The 18,930-nt window shown below is 73.4% G+C and carries 18 protein-coding genes; 12 read left to right on the top strand and 6 right to left on the bottom strand.

The features are described 5' to 3' along the window. Positions 1-53 precede the first annotated feature (53 nt). Positions 54-3,263, top strand: coding sequence for a M28 family peptidase (locus tag ACZ51D_RS22320; protein ID WP_465621312.1), 3,210 nt, complete (start codon positions 54-56; stop codon positions 3,261-3,263). A 117-nt stretch (positions 3,264-3,380) separates the two neighbouring features. Here ACZ51D_RS22320 and ACZ51D_RS22315 read toward each other — a convergent pair whose 3' ends face one another. Together ACZ51D_RS22315 and ACZ51D_RS22310 are read right to left on the bottom strand one after the other, a co-directional pair. After that, positions 3,381-4,037, bottom strand: coding sequence for a hypothetical protein (locus ACZ51D_RS22315; RefSeq protein ID WP_465621310.1), 657 nt, complete (start codon positions 4,035-4,037; stop codon positions 3,381-3,383). 260 nt (positions 4,038-4,297) lie between these two features. Beyond that, a complete protein-coding gene (locus tag ACZ51D_RS22310) occupies positions 4,298-4,948 on the bottom strand; it encodes a hypothetical protein (RefSeq protein WP_465621309.1) in 651 nt (216 codons plus the stop codon). 228 nt (positions 4,949-5,176) lie between these two features. Between ACZ51D_RS22310 and ACZ51D_RS22305 the strand changes: the two genes are divergently transcribed. From ACZ51D_RS22305 to ACZ51D_RS22285, 5 genes are all read left to right on the top strand, one after another. Next, positions 5,177-6,415 carry a cytochrome P450 gene (locus ACZ51D_RS22305; RefSeq protein WP_465621307.1) on the top strand — a complete coding sequence of 413 codons (1,239 nt, stop codon included), beginning with the start codon at positions 5,177-5,179 and terminating at the stop codon, positions 6,413-6,415. A 174-nt stretch (positions 6,416-6,589) separates the two neighbouring features. Then, on the top strand, positions 6,590-7,099 hold the full coding sequence (locus ACZ51D_RS22300) for a carboxymuconolactone decarboxylase family protein (protein WP_465621305.1): 510 nt from the start codon (positions 6,590-6,592) through the stop codon (positions 7,097-7,099). A gap of 208 nt (positions 7,100-7,307) precedes the next feature. Next, positions 7,308-9,122 carry a penicillin-binding transpeptidase domain-containing protein gene (locus ACZ51D_RS22295; RefSeq protein WP_465621303.1) on the top strand — a complete coding sequence of 605 codons (1,815 nt, stop codon included), beginning with the start codon at positions 7,308-7,310 and terminating at the stop codon, positions 9,120-9,122. A gap of 65 nt (positions 9,123-9,187) precedes the next feature. Then, positions 9,188-9,544, top strand: coding sequence for a hypothetical protein (locus tag ACZ51D_RS22290; protein WP_465621302.1), 357 nt, complete (start codon positions 9,188-9,190; stop codon positions 9,542-9,544). Further along, entirely contained in the window at positions 9,544-10,092 is a 549-nt protein-coding gene (locus ACZ51D_RS22285; RefSeq protein ID WP_465621300.1) for a GNAT family N-acetyltransferase, read from the top strand. The genes ACZ51D_RS22290 and ACZ51D_RS22285 overlap by 1 nt, the downstream gene beginning before the upstream one ends. Before the next feature lie 66 nt (positions 10,093-10,158). On the opposite strand, the gene ACZ51D_RS22280 is transcribed toward ACZ51D_RS22285, so the two are convergent. After that, complete coding sequence (locus ACZ51D_RS22280) at positions 10,159-10,428, bottom strand: hypothetical protein (protein WP_465621298.1); 270 nt, start codon at positions 10,426-10,428, stop codon at positions 10,159-10,161. A gap of 267 nt (positions 10,429-10,695) precedes the next feature. On the opposite strand from ACZ51D_RS22280, the gene ACZ51D_RS22275 reads away from it, so the two are divergent. After that, positions 10,696-12,306, top strand: a complete 1,611-nt coding sequence (locus tag ACZ51D_RS22275; protein ID WP_465621296.1) for a hypothetical protein — start codon at positions 10,696-10,698, stop codon at positions 12,304-12,306. 11 nt (positions 12,307-12,317) lie between these two features. Beyond that, the gene (locus ACZ51D_RS22270) at positions 12,318-12,725 is read left to right on the top strand and encodes an Imm7 family immunity protein (RefSeq protein ID WP_465663356.1); all 408 of its coding nucleotides are present in this window, start codon (positions 12,318-12,320) and stop codon (positions 12,723-12,725) included. A 99-nt stretch (positions 12,726-12,824) separates the two neighbouring features. On the opposite strand, the gene ACZ51D_RS22265 is transcribed toward ACZ51D_RS22270, so the two are convergent. Beyond that, positions 12,825-14,030 carry an FAD-dependent monooxygenase gene (locus ACZ51D_RS22265; RefSeq protein WP_465621292.1) on the bottom strand — a complete coding sequence of 402 codons (1,206 nt, stop codon included), beginning with the start codon at positions 14,028-14,030 and terminating at the stop codon, positions 12,825-12,827. On the opposite strand from ACZ51D_RS22265, the gene ACZ51D_RS22260 reads away from it, so the two are divergent. The 4 genes from ACZ51D_RS22260 to ACZ51D_RS22245 all read left to right on the top strand — a co-directional run bounded on the left by ACZ51D_RS22260 (position 14,020) and on the right by ACZ51D_RS22245 (position 16,175). Continuing rightward, positions 14,020-14,268, top strand: coding sequence for a hypothetical protein (locus ACZ51D_RS22260; protein ID WP_465663355.1), 249 nt, complete (start codon positions 14,020-14,022; stop codon positions 14,266-14,268). The two genes, ACZ51D_RS22265 and ACZ51D_RS22260, sit on opposite strands and share 11 nt — an antisense overlap. A gap of 125 nt (positions 14,269-14,393) precedes the next feature. Next, positions 14,394-15,119: a DUF2625 family protein gene (locus ACZ51D_RS22255; RefSeq protein WP_465621288.1), complete on the top strand. Its 726-nt coding sequence runs from the start codon at positions 14,394-14,396 to the stop codon at positions 15,117-15,119. A gap of 68 nt (positions 15,120-15,187) precedes the next feature. Then, entirely contained in the window at positions 15,188-15,757 is a 570-nt protein-coding gene (locus ACZ51D_RS22250; protein ID WP_360498890.1) for a hypothetical protein, read from the top strand. Positions 15,758-15,821: 64 nt separating this feature from the next. After that, entirely contained in the window at positions 15,822-16,175 is a 354-nt protein-coding gene (locus ACZ51D_RS22245; protein WP_465663354.1) for a hypothetical protein, read from the top strand. Between the two features lie 154 nt (positions 16,176-16,329). On the opposite strand, the gene ACZ51D_RS22240 is transcribed toward ACZ51D_RS22245, so the two are convergent. Together ACZ51D_RS22240 and ACZ51D_RS22235 are read right to left on the bottom strand one after the other, a co-directional pair. Beyond that, positions 16,330-17,487 carry a nucleotide disphospho-sugar-binding domain-containing protein gene (locus ACZ51D_RS22240; protein ID WP_465663353.1) on the bottom strand — a complete coding sequence of 386 codons (1,158 nt, stop codon included), beginning with the start codon at positions 17,485-17,487 and terminating at the stop codon, positions 16,330-16,332. Between the two features lie 29 nt (positions 17,488-17,516). After that, positions 17,517-18,872 carry an ATP-grasp domain-containing protein gene (locus ACZ51D_RS22235; protein ID WP_360498885.1) on the bottom strand — a complete coding sequence of 452 codons (1,356 nt, stop codon included), beginning with the start codon at positions 18,870-18,872 and terminating at the stop codon, positions 17,517-17,519. Positions 18,873-18,930: the final 58 nt, after the last annotated feature.

Genomic DNA, 18,930 nt, shown 5'->3' with positions numbered 1-18,930 from the left:
ACCACCAGCCCATGCCGTCCGCGGTCGAGGACCCCCACATGCGAGGAGCCTCGATGCAACGCAGAGTTTCCACCGGCCGGTTGCTCACCACGGCGACCACCCTGACCGTACTGGCCGGCCTGATCGCCGCCACCGCGGGGCCGGCCACCGCCGCACCCACCCCCTCCCCGGCACCGCCGAGCGCCCTGGCCGCCGCCGTCAACGCCGCCGACGCCGCTGCCGCGGCCGGCCTGGACGCCCTGGCCAAGGGCCCCGGCGAGACCTACGAACGCAAGGCCGTCACCCCCTGGGTCGGCGGCCTCTACTCCGTCGCGTACGAGCGCAGCTACCGCGGCCTGCCGGTGGTCGGCGGCGACGCGGTGGTGCTCGCCGACGGGCAGGGCAAGGTCCGCGGCCTGCAGTCCGCCGTCACCGGCCCGGTCGGCGGCTCCGTCACCCCGCGGATCGGCGCGGACCAGGCGGAGAGGACCGCCCGCACCCAGCTGCCCGCCGTGGACGCCGTGGCGTCGAACCGGCTGGTCGTCCGGGTCAAGGACGGCAGCGGCGGCCGGCTCGCCTGGGAGACCGTGCTGAGCGGCCACCGGGGGAACGCCCCGAGCCGGCTGCACGTCTTCGTGGACGCCGCGACCGGCGAGGCCATCGACCACTACGACGAGGTCCACGCCGGCACCGTCACCAGCAAGTGGAACGGCCCGGCCCCGGTCACCATCAGCACCACCGGCTCGGGCGGCTCGTACTCGCTGCGCGACCCCAACCGGCCCGGCCTGACCTGCTCCGACTACAGCACCGGCCAGGTGTTCTCCAAGTCCGGCGACTCCTGGGGCAACGGCAGCCCGTCCACCAAGGAGACCGGCTGCGGCGACGCGATGTTCGCGGCCCAGAAGGAATGGGACATGCTCCGCGACTGGCTGGGTCGCAACGGGCACAACGGCAACGGCGGCAGCTGGCCGGTGAAGGTCGGCCTCAACGACGTCAACGCCTACTGGGACGGCAGCTCGATATCCATCGGCCACAGCCAGGCCAACGAGTGGATCGCCTCCATCGACGTGGTCGGCCACGAGTTCGGCCACGGCATCGACCAGTACACCCCGGGCGGCGCCAACAACGAGTCCGGCCTGGGCGAGGCCACCGGCGACATCATGGGTGCCCTCACCGAGGCCTACGCCAACGAGCCCGCGCCGTACGACAGCCCGGACTACACCGTCGGCGAGATGATCAACCTGGTCGGCAGCGGGCCGATCCGCAACATGTCCAACCCCTCGCAGGTCAACAACGACCCGAACTGCTACTCCTCCTCCATCCCGAACACCGAGGAGCACGCGGCGGCCGGTCCGCTGAACCACTGGTTCTACCTGCTGGCCGAGGGCTCCAACCCGGGCGGCGGCAAGCCCACCAGCCCGACCTGCAACAACTCGACGGTCACCGGCGTCGGGATCAAGGACGCCGGCCGGGTCTTCTACGGCGGCATGCTGCTCAAGACCAGCGGCATGACCTACAAGCGCTACCGCACCGCCACCCTGACGGCGGCGAAGAACCTGGACCCGTCCTGTACCTTCTTCAACCGGGCCAAAGCCGCCTGGGACGCGGTCAGCGTGCCCGCGCAGAGCGGTGACCCGACCTGCACGCCGTCCGGCACCAACGACTTCTCGCTGTCGCTCGGCCCGGCGTCCGGCTCGGTCCAGCCCGGCTCCACGACCACGGCGACGGTCGGCACCGCCCTCACCTCGGGCACCGCGCAGTCCGTCAACCTGAGCGTCTCCGGCGCCCCCGCCGGGGTCACCGCGACGGTCAGCCCCTCGTCCGTGCAGACCGGTTCGTCCGCCACGCTGACCCTGTCGGCCTCCTCGGGCGCCCCGGCCGGGACGTACGTGATCACCGTCACCGGCACCGCCGGCCCGGCCACCCACACCGCCCAGTACACCCTGACCGTCGGCGGCGGAGGCACCCCCGGCGGGCCCGTACCCGACATCGACGTCGCCAAGGTCCAGGCCCACCTGTCGCAGCTGAACAGCATCGCCAACCAGAACGGCGGCAACCGCCGGGCGGGCACCGCCGGGCACAGCCAGTCGGTGGCCTACCTCAAGGCCAAACTGCAGGCCGCCGGATACACCGTCAGCGAGCAGACGTGCACCTCCTGCACCTACCGGTCCGACAACCTGATCGCCGACTGGCCCGGCGGCCCCGCCGACCAGGTCACCATGTTCGGCGCCCACCTGGACAGCGTCGGCGCCGGCCCCGGCATCAACGACAACGGCTCCGGCTCGGCCACCCTGCTGGAGAACGCCCTGGTGCTCGCCCAGCAGAACCCGTCGCTGACCCGGCACGTCCGGTTCGCCTGGTGGACCGGCGAGGAGCAGGGCCTCCAGGGCTCCCAGTACTACGTCGGCCAGCTCGGCTCGAGCCAGCGCTCCGCGATCAAGGCCTACTACAACTTCGACATGGTCGGCTCCCCCAACGCCGGCTACTTCATCAACAACATCTCCTCCTCGGCCTCCGCGCCGATGAAGGCCTACTGGGACTCGCTCAACCTCCAGCCCGAGGAGAACGTCGAGGGCCAGGGCCGCTCGGACGACTACTCCTTCCAGCAGGCCGGCGTCCCCACCTCCGGCTACGCGGCCGGCGCCGACGCCGTCAAGACCTCGGCACAGGCCGCCAAGTGGGGCGGAACGGGCGGCCGTTCGTACGACTCCTGCTACCACCAGTCCTGCGACACCACGAGCAACGTCGACGCGACGGTGCTCAACCGCAGCGCCGACGGCGTGGCCTACACCATCTGGAAGACCTCGGTCGGCGGCAGCACGCCCGCCAACGACTTCTCCCTCGCGGTGAACCCGGCCACCGCCACCGTCAAGCCCGGTGACAGCGCCACGGCGACGGTCGCCACCGCCACCACCTCCGGTTCGGCCCAGACCGTCAACCTGACCGCCTCGGGCGCCCCGGCCGGCGTCACCGTCGCCTTCAGCCCGTCCTCGGTGCAGTCCGGCGGCTCCGCGACGGTCACCCTCGCGACCACCACCGCCACCCCGGCCGGCACCTACAGCATCACCCTCACCGGGACCGGCACCGCCAACCACAGCACCAGCTTCTCCCTGGTCGTGGGCAACGGGAACCCCAACCCCGGCGGCACCTGGACGCCCGGCACCACGTACAAGGCGGGCGACACCGTGACCTACAACGGGGTCACCTACGTCTGCCTCCAGGGCCACACCGCCCAGGTCGGCTGGGAGCCGCCGATCGTCCCGGCCCTGTGGCAGCCGGTGTGACCGGGGCGGCGCCCTGAGGCCGTCGTCACCTGACGCCCTGTGAAGCCGCTGCGCCGCGGTCCGTCGAGGGGGACGGACCGCGGCGCAGCCGTGTGCGGGGAGGGCGGGGCCGGGCCCTCAGCCGGGATGAAAGGCGACCCGGACGGAGGAGTCGAAGGGCAGGATCAGCCCGTTGCCGGTCTCCCAGGTCCAGTCGCGCGGGATCAGGAACATCCGGCCGCCGGAGTGGGCCAGCAGCCGCAGGCCCTCGTAGCGGTACCGGAACCGCGCCCCCTGCTCCACGTCGGGCAGCACCGTCTCCCGCACCCCCGCCCACCCCAGGTGCAGGCGCTCCGAGGTGTCGAGGACGACCGCCGGACGCCGGTAGAGGTGCTGGGCGAGCTGCTCGGCGTCCGCCGTCCCCTTCTGCTGGGCGTAGCCGTCGACCGCCCAGTACGAGCAGAGCACGATGATCGCCACGCTGATGCCCAGCGCCGCGCGCTCCCCGGTCAGCGGGTAGTCCGCGCCGGTGCCGCGCACGTACATCAGCCGGGCCAGCACCCCGAGCAGCAGCGCGCCGCCGATCAGCAGCGGGGTGCCCATGGGGCCGGCGTCGATCACCTCGAAACCGGCCAGGAGGCCGAACAGCAGCAGCGGGACGACCAGCGCGGTGACGGCCAGGCAGACCCACCGGAGGGCTCGGACGCCGCTCCCGTCCCTGCCCCCCTCGCCGCCGACCGCCCTGGTCGCGAGGTGGTAGCCCAGCGCACCGAGCAGCGCACCGCACAGCGCCACCCCGGCCGGGACGTAGAGCGCGGGGGAACTGCGCAGCAGCAGGTCCTGGGTGGCGAAGCCGATCGTGCCGGCGTCGATGCCGAAGTAGCTGTAGAGCGAACTGGTGTAGGCGTAGCCGAAGAAGAAGAGCAGCGCGGTGAGGAGGGTGGTCGGGGCTACCCAGGTGGCGAGCTTGGCGATCCAGTCGGTCCAGGGCTTGACCTCCGGCTGCTTGACCTCCGGCTGCTTCGGCTCGGCCGGGGCCTCCTCCTCGGCAGGGCTCAGGGGTTGCTCCCGGCGCCTGTGGAGGCACCGCCGTTGTCCGGGGTACCGCCGTTGTCCGGGGTACCGCCGTTGTCCGGGGTACCGCCGTTGTCCGGGGTACCGCCGTTGTCGGGGGTGCCGCCGTTGTCGGGGGTGATGATCGCCACGGTGCCCATGGCCTGGATCCGCTCGCTGGCGCCGTCGACCGTCACCGTGAGGCAGATCGTGCGCTTCTCCGTGCCCGGCTGCCAGGCCGGAAGGGTGAACGTGACGTCCTTGCCCACACCGTCGGTCACCGGGACCGGCTGCGAGTCGGGATGGGTGGCGTACCGCGAACTGCCGCAGTCCGCCACCTTGCTGACCGTCGCCTGGAAGCTGGTCTTCGCCGTGAAGGACAGCGTGATCCGGGCGGTGTTGTCCGTGCCCTGGACGTTCGCCGACGGCTCGCCGGCCGTCCGGAACCCGCCCTGGTTCCCGGTGTCCCTGGTCCGCTGGTCGTCCGGCTGCCCCTGAGCGGTGGTCTGGCCGTTCTGTCCGGCTTGGGTCGCCGAGCCGGAGTCGCCGCCACCACCGCCGCAGGCCACCAGGGCCGGTACGAACAGGACGGCCGCCAGCCACCGGGCCGCTCGACCGCTCCTGCCGCCTCCGATGTGCCGGGTCCCGGGCATGCGTTCTCCCATCCGCGCAGCGAGCAGGGCCGGTTGGCCCCGCCGCACGGTACCCGTTCGCATACGGCGGGGCGGTCCGCCACGCGGGCCCCGGCCCGGCCCGCCACCCGGTCGGCGCAACCCGGTCGGCCCTCGGCCTGGCATAGAGTCTGAACCGACGAACCGTCAGCAGGCCGTCAGCGGAGTGGCAGGACGGCAGGCCCGCAGCAACCCGGAAGGAACCCACCCGTGAGCACGGACACCCGCCCGGTACCGGAGCTGGCCCCCGAGGCCGTCGAGCAGTGGCGGGCCGAGGAGGCCGAACTCGTCGAGTTGCTGGCCCGGGTGCAACGCGGCGTCGGCGGCGTCGCCGCGTTCCGGCTCGGCCCGACGCCCACCGTCCTGGTCACCGACGCGGCGGCGGTGCAGCACGTCCTGGGCCGCCACCCGGACCGGTACGTCAAGCGCTCGCACCGCGCCCGGATGCTCGTCGGGGACGGCGTGCTGTCCGCCACCGGGGACGCCTGGAAGCGCCAACGGCGCTTGCTGCAATCGCAGTTCACCGGCACCGGGATGCGCAGGTACGAGCAGCGGATCGCGGCGGCGGCGCGCCGGACCGCCGAGCGCTGGGAGGGGTACCGGCGCAGCGGGGAGACCTTCGACGTGGGCGAGGAGATGCGCCGCTTCGCCCTGGACACGGTCTGGCGGGCGCTCACCGGGCTGCCGCTGGACGATCGCACGGACCGCGAACTCCGCGCGGTGGAGCGGGTGGTGGCCGCCATGCCGAAACTGCCGACCGACGCGACGGACGCCCGGGACGCGGTCGCCGAGGACCTGGCGCTGGTCGACGCCGTGGCGCACGCCGCGATCGAGGCGGCGCGGTCGGCCGGTCCGGCGGAGGAGCCGGGCGTGCTCCGGGTCCTGCTGGACGCGGGCGGGCAATTCCCCGAGTACACCGACCGGTTGATCCGCGACGAGCTCGTCACGCTGCTCGTCGCCGGACACGAGACCACGGCCACCACCCTGACCTGGCTCTTCCTGCTCCTCGACCGCCACCCCGAGGCCCGGACAGCCGACCCGCAGGCCCTGGTGAGCGAGACGCTGCGGCTCTACCCCTCCGCCTGGCTGCTCCCCCGGCACGCCGTCGAGGACGACGTCATCGCCGGCCACCACATCGCCGCCGGAACGGACGTGCTGGTCTGCCCGTACCTCACCCACCGCGACCCGGCCCTGTGGCCCGACCCCGAGCGCTTCGACCCGACCCGCTTCGCCCCGGGCTCGGACCGCCCCGGCCACCTCGGCGCCTACCTCCCCTTCGGCCTCGGCGCCCGCGCCTGCCTGGGCACCCAGTTCGCCCTCCGGGAGACCACCACCCTGCTGGAACTCCTGCTGCCGATGGGCGAGTTGGAGTTCCGCGCCAAACCGACGGGCGCCGCCTACAGCATCACCGTACGACCGGCCGGGCCGACGCCCGCGGTCCTGCGCTGACCGCCCCGGGAATGTGCGCGGGCCTCGGTGTCACAACGCCGCGTCGAGATCCGTCGGGACAGTGACAGCACCGCTGATCGCACCGATCACCCCGATCGCGCCGATCACCCTGCTGACGCTGATCACCCTGCCGGCACCGATCACGATGATCCCGCCGCTCCCGAGAGGAACACGATGTCGACCACCCGATCGATCACCACCGAGATCCCGCAGCGCCCCCGCATGACCCAGGACCCGGTCCAGCTCATCCCCGAACTCGCCGAGGTCTCGGCCGCGTTGTTCAAGGCCACCGGCAACCGCTCGGTGCCCCGCGCCACCATCAGCCTGGTCCAGCTGCGCGCCGGCCAGATCGCCGGGAACACCTACCTGACCGTCCTGCACACCGGCTTCCTCCGCAAGGCCGGCGAGAGCGAGGAGCGGATCACCTCGGTGGCCTCCTGGCAGGACTCGCCGTACTTCACCGCCCCCGAGCGCGCCGCGCTCGCCCTCGCCGAGGCCGCCCTCCAGCCCAACCCGCACGGCGAACGCGTCTCCGACGCGCTGTACGCCGAGGCCTCCGAGCACTACGACGAGAAGTCCCTCGCCATCCTGATGATCGCCATCGGCCAGGTCAACTTCTTCACCGCCATCGCCCTCATCGCCAAGCCCGTCCCGGGCCGCTCCTTCACCGACCCCTGGGCCTGACACCCCAGCGCCGTACCGGACGACCCGCCAGGCACCCGCGCCCGGCGGGTCGTCCCGCTGTCGACCGATCACCCCGATCCGCTTAGGCTGGTCCGCGCCCGAACGGATGCACGAACCGGCCGGGCCGCGGACCGGAAGCCGGAGGGGGCGGGTCCGCGCGACACGAAGCACCGCGAAGCACCACGAAGTCCACAGGGGGGACGAAGACATGCGCGAGGAACAGGAGCCCGACGGGCACGACCGGCACGACGGGCACGCCGCGTACCACGGGTATGGCGGGTACGACGGGTACGACGAACTCGACGAGAACCAGGTCGGGTTCGAGAGCGCGGACGAGGACGAGGACGAAGCCCCGCGCCGCTCGGGCGCGCGGCGGGCCGTGCTGGTGGCGGCGGGCGGGGTGTTCGCCGCGCTGCTCGCGGTCGGCGGGTACGGCGCCTACAACGTGATGAACGCCGTGACTGGCGGCGCGTCCTCGGGTGGAAGCGGCCAACAGGGGTCAGACAGCGCGGCGAAGGCCCCGCAGGAGCCGCCGACCGCCGCGCAGGCCGAGACGGTGGCGAAGGACTTCCTGGCAGCCTGGGGCCGCGGGGACATGACGGCCGCCTCCGCCCTCACCGACCAGCCGGACACCGCCCGCGCCGCGCTGACCGTGTTCCACGAGAACGTGCCGGCCCGCTCACTCGCACTGACCGGAACGGGCGCGGCGCCGTCCGGCGCAGGCCCGGCGTCGTCCGGCGCCCCGAGCGGGCCGTCGCTCGGCTTCCGGGTGAAGGCCGAGTTCGAGGGCGCGACGGGCGCCTGGGAGTACGACAGCGCGCTCAGCGTCGTCCGCGCCCAGGACGGCCGGGCCGTCGTCCACTGGGCGCCGACCGTGATCCACCCCCACCTCGGCCCGGGCCGGACGATCGCCGTGAAGCCGCTGCCCGACCCGGTGTCCAAGCCGACCGACCGCAACGGCAAGCCGCTCGAGGGCTTCCCGTCGCTGAACGCCGTGCTGCCCCAGATCGCGCCCGGTGACGGCGCGACCGCCGTCACCGGACGGGCCGTCGTGCTCTCGGGCGGTTCCGGGAAGGATCCCGAGCAGCTGTTCGTGCTGACCCCGCCGAGCGCGCCGCAGGTCAAGCTCACCCTCGACGCCGACCTCCAGCAGGTCGCCGAGGAGGCCGTCAAGCAGCAGTCGGCGGGCGGCAAACCGGCCTCGCTGGTGGCCGTCCAGCCGAGCACCGGCCACATCCTCGCGATGGCCTACTCGCCGAGCGGGTTCAACCGCGCCGTCGCGGGCGGCCAGCCGCCCGGCTCCACGATGAAGGTCATCACCTCGGCCGCACTGCTGGAGGCCGGGGTGTCCCCGGACACCCCGGCGCCGTGCAAGGACACCACCTACTCCCCGCGTGCCTGGCACAACGACGAGCCCGGCGACTTCCCCTCGTACACGCTCACCGACGACTTCACCCACTCCTGCAACACCGGCTTCATCGACAAGGGCCTGGAGAAGCTGCAGCCCGGCACGCTCACCAAGGTCGCCCGCGACCAGTTCGGCCTCGGCCTGGAATGGCACATCGGCATCCCGAGCCGGGACGCCACCATCCCGCTGCCGGGCAGCAAGGACGAGGCCGCCGCCGAGTACATCGGCCAGGGCCAGATCCAGGTCAACTCGCTGCTGATGGCCTCGGTCGCCGCCACCGTGCAGAGCGGAACGTTCCGCCAGCCCGTCCTGCGGGAGGACGCCAAGCGCGCCACGGCGCCCGGGAAGCTGCCCGCCGACGTCGCCCGCGACCTGCGCACGATGATGGCCAAGACCGCCACCCAGGGCACCGCCCGCGCCCCGATGTCCGGCCTGTCCGGCCAGATCGGCGCCAAGACCGGCACCGTCGAAGCCGGCAGCCAGGCCACCAACAGCTGGTTCATCGCCTACCGCGGCGACCTCGCCGTCGCCGCCGAGGTCGAAGGCGGCGGCCACGGCAACAGCGCGGCCGGCGTGGCGGCGGCCCAGGTCCTGAAGGCCGGCGGCAAGGGCTGACGACTGCCCCCGCCGACCGCGGCCACGCGGCCGGCGGGGGCCGGACCCTCTCAAGGAGCTCGGGCATGGGAATGACCCTGCGGCGCTACCCCCGTGCCGCCACCGTCCTGGCAGCCCAAGCCCGCCACGCCGGCGACCTGCCGCCGACCGTCGAGCGCTACTGCCTCGTCGCCGCGCCGGCACTGCACCTGGCCGCCGAATCCGCCGAGTACTCCGGCTGCACCGAGGCAGAGCGCGACGCGATCCTCGCCGCCCACTTCTCGCTCCTCGACCGCGAGGACTGGTACCGGACGGCCCGCACCGCCCTGACCGCGCGGAACACGTGGCTCCTCTGGTTCGCGGACTTCAGCGGCTCCCGGCTGCGCCTCCGGGTGTTCGAGGAGTGGAAGTCGGCGGCCGACGGGGCCGGGAAGGAAGGCTGATGGCCGTGGCAGGGGCTCGGGGAGCGCCCGAGCTGATCGATCCCACCGTCCGGTTGCGGGCGTCGTTCCTCGCGGCGGTGGCCGAGTACCGCGCGGATCGCGGCCACCCCCTCCCGTGGTTCGTCACCGATGTCGACCCGTCGGCGTTGACCGACACCACCGCTTTCGGCACCTACGTCGCCCGGGTGCTCGCCGAACGCACCGAGGCCGGCGCACGCCGGGACGCGGGTGTGCCGATGACGACGCTGTGGTGGGCCGACGCCGACGAGCTACTGGGCAGGATCGCGATCCGGCACCGGCTGACCCCGAACCTGGCGCGGGTCGGCGGCCACATCGGCTACGACGTGCGGCCGGGCGCCCGGCGCAAGGGGCACGCGACCACGATGCTCGCCGCCGCCCTGCCGGTCGCCGCCACACTCGGCATCACGGAGGCGCTGCTGACCTGCGACGAGGCGAACCCCGCGTCCCGGCACGTGATCGAGGCCAACGGGGGCCGCCTCACCGGCACGGACGGCGGCAAGCTCCGCTACCTGGTGCCGACGGCCTGACTCCCTCACACCCCCGAAGCGGCCGGTTACGGGCGAGGGTGTCGAGGGGGCGGCAGCGGGCTGTGTTCAGGACGGGTCCTCGCCGCGGATCAGCGTCAGGGCGGGCCGCGGCGGTGTGTGCTCCGCCTCCTGCTCCGCCATCAGTTCGGCCAGCATCCGGGCGCCCATTTCGCGGAACCGGGCCTTGCGCTCCTCGTCGGCCTCCTCCTCGCCCGGGTAGAAGGCCAGGTGGACAGCGCCGTTCTCCGCGTCCCAGCTGTAGCTGCGGTACGGGGGCAACGGCTCGTGGTCGTGTCCGCACTCGCACTCGTGCTCGTGATCGTGCTCGCCCGTCATGGGGAACCTCCGGTGCTCGTCGTCGAGGGGGCCTCACATGGGTAACGAGCCCGCCCCGGGAAGGGCGCGCGGCGTGTCAGCTGCCGACGATGCGGAAGACCGGGCACCCCGCCCGCAGGGGGAGGTCAGCCGGAGGCCGGCGAGACGTCAGCGGGAGGTCAGTCGGAGTTCTCCCGAGTCCGGGTTCCGGCTCGGGTGCGTCATCGGGTCCGTCATCGGGTCACTCTCCAGTGTGAGTCGGTGCTGATCGCTGACAGAATGCCCCCCATGCCCTCCTCCCCCCGTACGGACCCCGCTCCTTCAGCCTCCCCTCTCGCCGAGGCCCGGCTGCGCGGCGTCGCGGCCAACCCGGGTGCGCCGTCCGGAGTCCTGCTGCGCCTGCTGGACCCGTCGGCGCGCTCGGCGTGGACGGTCCTGTGCGAGGGACGCGCCCTTCCGGCGGAGGTCGTCGAGGCGGTGCTCGTGCACCCCCAGCGGGCGGTGCGCGTCGCGTTCGCCCGCAACCGGTACGTGGCGCCCGCGCAGCGCGGCCGGCTCGTCGACGATCCCGACGCGCTGGTCCGCGAAAGGCTGGCAGGCGGACCGCGTCCACGGTTCGGCGCCCTCGAGGCACTGCCCGACGACGTGTTGGAAGCCCTGATGACCGCGCGGGACGACGACCGCCCGGACCAGCTGCTGACCGCCGCCGAGATCGCCACCGAGCTGGTGTGCTCCGAGCAGATCCCGCAGTCCTTCCGGCGCGGGCTGATTCGTCACCCGAACCCCGAGCTGCGGGCGAAGGCCGTCGGCCTGTGGCTGTCGCTCACCACCGAGCAGCGCGACGCGCTGCTGGCCGACCCGGTGCCCGCCGTGGCCGAGGCCGCGCGCCTGAGCAGCCGGAATCTGGACCCGGAGGCGATGGAAGCGGACCTGCCGGACCGCGACTGCCATGGCCGGAACATGATCCTCTTCAACTACGCCGTCTCCCCCGCGATGGCGCAACGGTGCCTCGCGGCGGGCCGTGACCTGCAGTCGCTGGCCCAGAACCCCTACACGCCCGTCGAGTTCCTCCCCCGCCTCGCCCGCGAACCCGATCCGGAGGTGCGCGCGCGTGTCGCCGCCCGGGCCGACACGGACCCGGCGCTGCTCGCCGAGTTGGCGCAGGATCCGGAGGACACCGTACGGATCCGGGCCGTGCTGCACCCGCTCCCCCGCACCTGGCCGGAGCGACGCGCCATCGACCGGGTCATCGGCCGGCCGGCCGAGCAGGTCGGCCCGGTCCGCGAGATGTTCCAGGAGCCGGAGACGAGCTGGTACGAGGCGTGCGCGGTCTCCCCGGAACCGGTCCTCCGGCGGGTCGCCGCGACCTGCGCGCGGCTGCCGCAGGAGCTGGTGCACCGTCTGGCCGAGGACGCCGACCCGGACGTGCGCCACCTCCTGGCCTACAACCACCCGCTGGCCCCGCCCGCGACCGTCCTCGACGCCTTCATCGCCACACCCCGGCAGCGCCCCTACCTGCTCACCCTGTCCCGGCTCCCCCGCACCGGGCTCACGCACCTCCTCGACCACGAGGACGCCGAGGTCCGCGCCCTGGCCGCCGCCGACACCGGCCTCGCGCAGCCGCCCGTCCGGCACCTGGCCGACCCGGATCCGCGCGTCCGACGGGCCGCGGCGGCGAACCCGCTCCTGCCCCTCGACCTGGTCGAGTCGATCCTGAACGCGTCGTTCCTGGACGCATCGATCCCGGACGCATCGATCCTGGGCGATTCGCTTCCGGAGGCGTCGGAGTCGGCCGACCCGGACCTCGTCGAGGGCGCGTCCGCCAACCCGGCCCTGTCCGCCGAACGCCTCCATGCGCTGCTCGACCGCGGCGGGCTGCCGGCGGTCGGCGGCGAATAGACTGCCGCACCATGTTCGAGTACCACGGGTGGATCAACGTCCTGGAAACGGCCGAAGCCGAGGACGACGACATCACTCTCGTCGACGCCCGCCTGCGGGAGATCGCCGACGGCATCCAGCGCCGGATCGACGAACTCGCCGACCCGTACCTCCTCGACCTGCGGTGGATGAACGGCGTGCTCTTCCTCCACCTCGGCGGCCAACCGAACCACCGGAACCCGGACATCCTCGACCTCTTCCGCGAGGTCGGCGAGCGCGCGCCCGGGTCGTACGGCCTGCTGCACGTGCGCGACGACGAGGACCGCGCTCACGAGAACGACATCCGTGTCCTCAGGATGGTCCGCGGCCGGGTCACCGAGCACACCGAGCCGCTGCTGTCGCCGTGCGTCCCGGTGCTGGAGGACCCGTTCGAAGGCTGAGCGGTGGCCCGTCCCCGTTCGGTGGCCCGTCCCCGTTCGGTGGCCCGTCCCTGTTCGTGGCCTCTCCGCACGCAGTGGCCCTCCTCCCCTCATGGTCCCTCAGTAGTCGGGCAGGTCGAAGACCGTGGCGGCACGGAAGGCCGCGTCCATCTCCGGCCCGGGCCGGTCGAAACCCGGCCCGCCCACGGCGGACGCGCCGTCGCCTCCGTAGAGGGTGGCGGTCAGTTCGAGGATGGCCTGGTTGGCCGCCACGTGGTCGCGCAGCCGCCGCTCGTAGGCGGGGTAGGCGGTCCGGTGGTCGCCGTCCGCCGTGTGCAGTTCCCCGGCCAGGACGTAGGCGGCGGTCAGGGCCACGCTGGTGCCCTGGCCGGTGAACGGGGAGCAGCAGTAGCCTGCGTCGCCGAGCAGGGCGACACGGTCGTTGGACCAGCGGTCCATCCGGATCTGGGCGACGACGTCGTAGTGGAAGGCCTCCGTCTCCCACATCCCCCGGAGGAATCGCGGCATCTCCCAGCCCAGGTGGGCGCAGCGCTCGGCGACCACCCGGCGCTGCGCGGCGCGGTCGCGCGGCAGCATGCGGTCGAGCGGTTCGTCGGAGGCGAAGCCGGCGAAGACCCGCAGCTCGGTGTTGTCTCGGACGGTCATCACCAGGCAGTCCCAGCCGGTGTCGGACTGCTGGATGACCTCCCAGCGGTCGAGGCCGAGGTGGTTGGGAACGCTCCAGCCGGCGACGTACGTGCCGATGGGGTGCAGGTAGTCGGCTTCGGGGCCGAAGACGAGACGGCGGGTGTTCGAGTGCAGGCCGTCGGCGCCCACGACCAGGTCGAAGGACTGCTCGGTGCCGCTGCGGAACCGGACCTGGACGCCGTCCCCGTACTGCACGAGGGTGTCGATCGAGTCGTCGAACCGGTACTCGACGCCCGGTCCGGCCGCTCCCGCGATCAGCTCCGCGAGTTCGTCCCGCAGGATCTCCACGTCGGGGCCGCCGACCGGGCCGCCACTGGCCGTCCACTCGGTGGTACGGCTCAGCTCACGCCCGTCCCCGTCGACCACCGACATCCCGCGCAGACCGGTCGTCCGGGCCCGGACCTCCTTCAGCAGGCCCATCCGCTCGACGACCTCCAGGGCGTTGCCGCGGATGTCCACCGCCTGGCCGCCGCCGCGCAGCGCCGGTGCGCGCTCGACGAGGGTGACGCGGAAGCCGTAGCGCTCCAGCCAGTAGGCCAGTGCGGTACCGGCGATCCCGCCGCCGGAGACCAGGACCGAGGCCCGGCGCGCGCTGCTGTTCGACACGGTGTTGCTCAACGCGCTGTTGCTCGACACGGTGCTGTTCGAAGCGGTGTCGCTCGACACGGTGTCGCTCGACACGGTGTCGCTCGACACGGTGCTGTTCGGCACGGTGGACCTCCCGTGGGTCGGTGATGCTGCCGTGAACCAGCCTGTGGCGGGCCACCCACAGGACACGGACAGCCCGCTCACAGCACCGGCACGCCACCAGCAGGGCGCTGACAGGGCGTCGTCAGCGGAAGCCGGAAGCCCCTGAAGGGAGGGCAGTTGGCACCCCGCCCACACGCCACCCCGCCCGAGGTCACCGTCGGCCGCCGGGGCGAACCCGCCATCCGTGACCCTGCCCGGCGGGGCGACCGGCGGCGGTGCGATCATCCTCGGATGCGCGCGATCGACGAACTGACCGAAGTGGACGATCCGGCGTGGCCGGAGCTGGCGGAGGTGCTCGCGGCGGGCCAGGTGTCCGCCCGGGTGCTGCCCGCCGACCGCGAGGAGGGGCGCCGCTGTCTGCTGCAGTTGCAGGTCACGGCACGCTCCACGCTCGGCGCCCTGGTACTGAACACCGGCGGGCTGCTCCTGGACCACGGCTGGGTGCGTGTCTTCGGCGGCGGCCCGGCCGCGGACGGCGGCCTGCCGAGCCTGGGACGGGTCAACCGCTTCCCCGCCGCGTTCGACCCGGCCTGGCAGCCGGCCGCCGGCCTGGTCGTCGGTCATGACGTCGTGGGCGGCGTCTTCGCGCTCAACGGCCACGATCCGGCCGCCGCGGGCCGCCCGGGGCTGCCGGGGCAGATGACCTACTTCGCCCCGGACACGCTGGAGTGGGAGGCCCTGGACATGGGCCACTCCGCGTGGGTCTCCTGGCTCCTCTCGGGCCACCCGGAGGCCTTCTACGACGCCCTGCGCTGGCCCGGCTGGCGCGCGGAGGCCGAGGAACTCGCCCTGTCCCAGGGGATCGCGGTGTTCCCGTTCCTGTGGTCGGAGGAGGCGCAGACGGACCCGTCCGCCACGTCCCGGCGAGCGGTTCCGATGCGCGAAGTCCTCGGGGTGGCGGCCGACTTCGCGCGCCGCCTGGGGCCGTGCGACCCCGGGTTCCTCGGCGAGGTGTAGGGCGGCCCGGGCATCGGATGGCGTAGTACTTCTCGCGCCGCCCATGGGTGTTGAGAAGACTGACCAGCGTGTCCTCCACCGTGAACGCCGGAACCTCCCGCCACGAGCAGGTCCTTGTCGGCGCGCTGCGGGCGAGGGCCTCGCGCGGCGCGCTGACCGCCGAGGCCGTGGTCCTCGCCCAGGGGCGCCTCCAGACCCCGTCCCCCTGGCCGACCGGCATGCCCCGCCGAGGCAACGGCGGCGCCTGCTTCCCCAACGCGTCGCGCATCGCCGGTAGATCACCCGCCCTGGCGTACGTCGAGGGCTACGTGATCGAGGACGACGGCACCGTCTCCCGCCACGCCTGGTGCGCCGACGAGCACGGCCACGCCCTCGACCCGACCTGGCCCGACGGACGCGCCCGCGCCTATGCGGGCATCGGCATGGCCCTGGCCTGGGTCACCGCCGTCCAACGGCGCACCTGCACCCAGACGCGCTTCCCTGGTGTGCTGGACGCCGCCGTCCAGCACACCAGGGACGCCGACCGGGTCCTGACCTACGGAATTCCGCCGGAGGCACTCCTCACCCTCGGCCGCGACCTGCCGGAAGGAGCGCCGCACCACCCGTGGGAGGCCCGGCTGCCCGACCTGGTCGCCTGACGAGCCCAGCGGCTGCGCCGGTAGGCTTCCGCAGCAGTGCCGTCGACGGGGGAGGAAACGGACCATGCTCGGCTGGTGGATCGGCATCACGGAACTGGGGCCTCAGGAATACGACCACGCCGCCCGTGAGGAGCGCGGTGCGGCCCTCCTCGCGAAGTGGGAGATCGGGGTGGCAGGGCTCGACTGGGTCCAGGAGCTGGTGGCCGCGGGCCAGGCCGAGCAGCTGCTGCGCGGCGGCTACCCGAACCGCTACAGCGCCCGCGCCGAACACGTCCTGCCCCTGCTCACCGCCGGCACGGTGCCCGGCGCCGGTACCGGGCCGTTCTCCCGGGTCCTCACCGTGGAGACGCATCCGGAGCGGATCGCCGCGTGCCCGGCCGACCGGCTGTTGACGATCGAGGCCTGGGACCAGTCCTGAGGGCCCCCGTCCGTTCTCGAGTGCGCGTGCTCGGGTGACGCCCCGAGGGGACGTCACCCGACCTCCCAGGAAGCGGAGTTCCCGTGCCGGCAGCGGGCTGAGCGGGACGTAGCGGGTGGCGGGGTCCTCGCAGGGAGGACCCCGCCGGGTGCTCTCAGCCCGCGACGCCCGCCACGCCCGCGGTGCCCGCGATGCCCGCGAGCCGTTGCGCCACCGCGGCCGGGCTCGGCATCGCCGCGATTTCGGCGCTGACCTCGCGGGCCGTCCCGGCCAGGGCGGTGTCGGTGAGGAGGCGGTTCAGCAGGGCCGGGCCGATCTCCTCGGCGCCCGCGCTGAGGCCGGCGCCGCGGTCGCGGACCGCGTGGGCGTTGATGTAGCGGTCGGAGCCGTCGGGCAGGGCGAGTTGCGGGATGCCCGCGTCGAGGGCGGCGAGTGCGGTGCCGCTGCCGCCGTGGTGGATCGCGGCGGCGCAGGTGTCGAGCAGGGCCCGCCAGGGCACCCAGCCGTACGGGTGGACGTTGTCGGGCAGGGTGCCGAGGGCGGCGAGGTCGAGTTCGCCGGTGGCCAGGACGAAGTCGGCGTCGACGTCGGCGGCAGCCGCGATCACCCGCTCGATCCTGGTCAGGCCGTCGGTCTTGGGCGGTACGGTGCCGAGCGTGACGGCGACGCGCGGGCGGTGGGCGGGTGCGGCCAGGGTTTCGGGGAGGGCGCCTTCACCGTTGTAGGCGACGGGCCGCAGCGTGCAGCCGTACCGTTCGTCGCCGGCCGTGCTCGGCGGGGCGAGGTCGAGGGTGGCGGCCGGCTGGGGCAGCGGGTCAGCTCCGTGCCGGGTGAAGGTGTCCGTCATCTCCGCGAGCATCAGTTCGCGCAGCCTGGGGGTGCGGACGAAGCCCAGGTCGTGTTGGACGGCGGGCACGCCCAGGGTGGTCGCCGCGAGGAGGGCCACCGGGAACAGGTACTCGTAGACCACCAGGTCCGGCCGCCACTGCGCGGCGAGTTCGACGGTGGCGTCGGCCACCGTGCTGTTGACGTGGGCGGCCAGCGGGACGAAGGCCTCGCGGTCGGCCGCGTTGGTCTCGACGACCCGCCGCATCAGGTCGGGCCGCCGGGTGCGGCCGGCCTCCCGGATCTCCCGGCGCCAGTCCACGCCCGGGGCGAGTGGCAGGTACGGCAGCCCGGACGCGGCGACCGGCTCGCCGCCGTCCATCGAGGCCACCGCGACCTCGTGGCCGAGTTCGCGCATCGCCCGGGCCAGCGGGACCAGCGGGAAGAGATGGCCGACGCCGGGTGCGCCGGCGAACAGTACACGCATCGAAGAACCTCGGTAAGTGACGATCGGGATCAGCCGGCGGCGCGGTGCAGGGCGGCTTCCATGCCGTTCAGCACCGCGTTGCAGTCGCGCTGCAGGGTGTCGGCGTCGACGGCGCTGAGCAGGTAGACCCCGAGCCAGTTGCGCGACCCCGCGAAGGGGTCGAAGGCGGGTACCGGCTGTCCGGCCGGCATGGCGAAGGCGGGGACGGCTTCGATGGTGCTGCCCGGGGACAGCAGGCTCTGCCAGTCCACGGCCTGCGGGTTCCAGACCGGCCGGGTGCGCCAGGGCACTCCGGACGCGTCGGCCGGGACGACGGCCACCGAGGCGGCGGCCCGGATCCCGTCGGTGGGCATGGCCTCGGGGTAGTCGACCCGCTCGCCCAGCAGCTGCCGGACCAGCATGCCGATCGGGTCGAACCCGAACACCTCGTGGACCTGCCGGGTCGTCAGCAGTCCGCCGAAGCGGGCCGCGGTCTCGATGACCACCAGCTCGCCGTCCTTCATCAGCTTGAGCTCGGTGTGGGTGCCGCAGTTCTCCAGCCCGAGCGCGTCGACGGCCTGCCGCGAGACCTCCTCGATCCGGCGCTGCAGCGGTACCGCCATGACGGAGGGCGAGGTGCTGGCCACCTCGACGAAGGAGGGGACGGTCGGCAGTTTGGCGGTGATGGCCAGCGGACGGTAGACGCCGTCCGCGACGATCCCCTCCACGCTCACGTAGTCGCCGTAGCCGGGCTTCTCGTACCAGCCGTCGGTGGAGCCCTGGGCGATCTCCTCGACCAGCCGGTCCCGGTCGGTGTCCGGGGCGTAGAGCTCGTTCATGCCGACTCGGCTGCCGGCCTGGAGTCCGCGCTCGATCTCGCCCCACGCGGGGGCGGCGTCCGCGGCCGACTCCAGCACGATCTGGGCGACCGAGCCGGCGCCCCAGGCCGGCTTGAGCAGCAGCGGGGGCGTGAACTCGGCGAGCGCGGCGTCCAGGTCCGCGAGGCTGTCGACCCGGCGGAACCCGGGGATCGGCACCCCGGCGGCGGCCCACGCCTCCCGCATCAGCCGCTTGTCCCGGGCGCGGACGATCCCCTCGCCCGCGCCGGCCAGGCCGAGCCGTCTGGCGGCGTGCGCGACGGCCAGCACCGCGAACTCCGAGAGCGTGAGCACCGCGTCGGCCCCGATGGCCTTCGCGTGCTCCACGATCAGTTCGACCAGTTCGTCGCCGCGCGGCGCCTCGGCCACCGTTTCGATGCCGGTACAGCTGGGCCGCCACACCTCCTCGGCGGTGGTGGGCAGCGGCGCCAGCGCGAGGACGTGCAGTTCCCCGCAGGCGGCGATGCGTGGGAAGGCGTACTCGAGCGGGGCTCCGCCCTTGACGTAGACGTACAGGATCCGGTTCAACGTGCTTTCTCCTGAGGGAAGTTCACTCGGCCCGGGGCGGTGTCCGGCCCGGGGCGCG

Source organism: Kitasatospora sp. NPDC033851, assembly GCF_055576085.1.
This window is presented reverse-complemented; position numbering and strand designations above follow the sequence as displayed.

What these genes read in the sequence shown, in the direction of transcription:
- ACZ51D_RS22320 (WP_465621312.1), top strand. Translation starts at nt 54, where the DNA reads ATGCAACGCAGAGTTTCCACCGGCCGGTTGCTCACCACGGCGACCACC.
- ACZ51D_RS22310 (WP_465621309.1), bottom strand. Translation starts at nt 4,948, where the DNA reads ATGCCCGGGACCCGGCACATCGGAGGCGGCAGGAGCGGTCGAGCGGCC.
- ACZ51D_RS22300 (WP_465621305.1), top strand. Translation starts at nt 6,590, where the DNA reads ATGTCGACCACCCGATCGATCACCACCGAGATCCCGCAGCGCCCCCGC.
- ACZ51D_RS22295 (WP_465621303.1), top strand. Translation starts at nt 7,308, where the DNA reads ATGCGCGAGGAACAGGAGCCCGACGGGCACGACCGGCACGACGGGCAC.
- ACZ51D_RS22290 (WP_465621302.1), top strand. Translation starts at nt 9,188, where the DNA reads ATGGGAATGACCCTGCGGCGCTACCCCCGTGCCGCCACCGTCCTGGCA.
- ACZ51D_RS22285 (WP_465621300.1), top strand. Translation starts at nt 9,544, where the DNA reads ATGGCCGTGGCAGGGGCTCGGGGAGCGCCCGAGCTGATCGATCCCACC.
- ACZ51D_RS22280 (WP_465621298.1), bottom strand. Translation starts at nt 10,428, where the DNA reads ATGACGGGCGAGCACGATCACGAGCACGAGTGCGAGTGCGGACACGAC.
- ACZ51D_RS22275 (WP_465621296.1), top strand. Translation starts at nt 10,696, where the DNA reads ATGCCCTCCTCCCCCCGTACGGACCCCGCTCCTTCAGCCTCCCCTCTC.
- ACZ51D_RS22270 (WP_465663356.1), top strand. Translation starts at nt 12,318, where the DNA reads ATGTTCGAGTACCACGGGTGGATCAACGTCCTGGAAACGGCCGAAGCC.
- ACZ51D_RS22255 (WP_465621288.1), top strand. Translation starts at nt 14,394, where the DNA reads ATGCGCGCGATCGACGAACTGACCGAAGTGGACGATCCGGCGTGGCCG.
- ACZ51D_RS22245 (WP_465663354.1), top strand. Translation starts at nt 15,822, where the DNA reads ATGCTCGGCTGGTGGATCGGCATCACGGAACTGGGGCCTCAGGAATAC.
- ACZ51D_RS22240 (WP_465663353.1), bottom strand. Translation starts at nt 17,487, where the DNA reads ATGCGTGTACTGTTCGCCGGCGCACCCGGCGTCGGCCATCTCTTCCCG.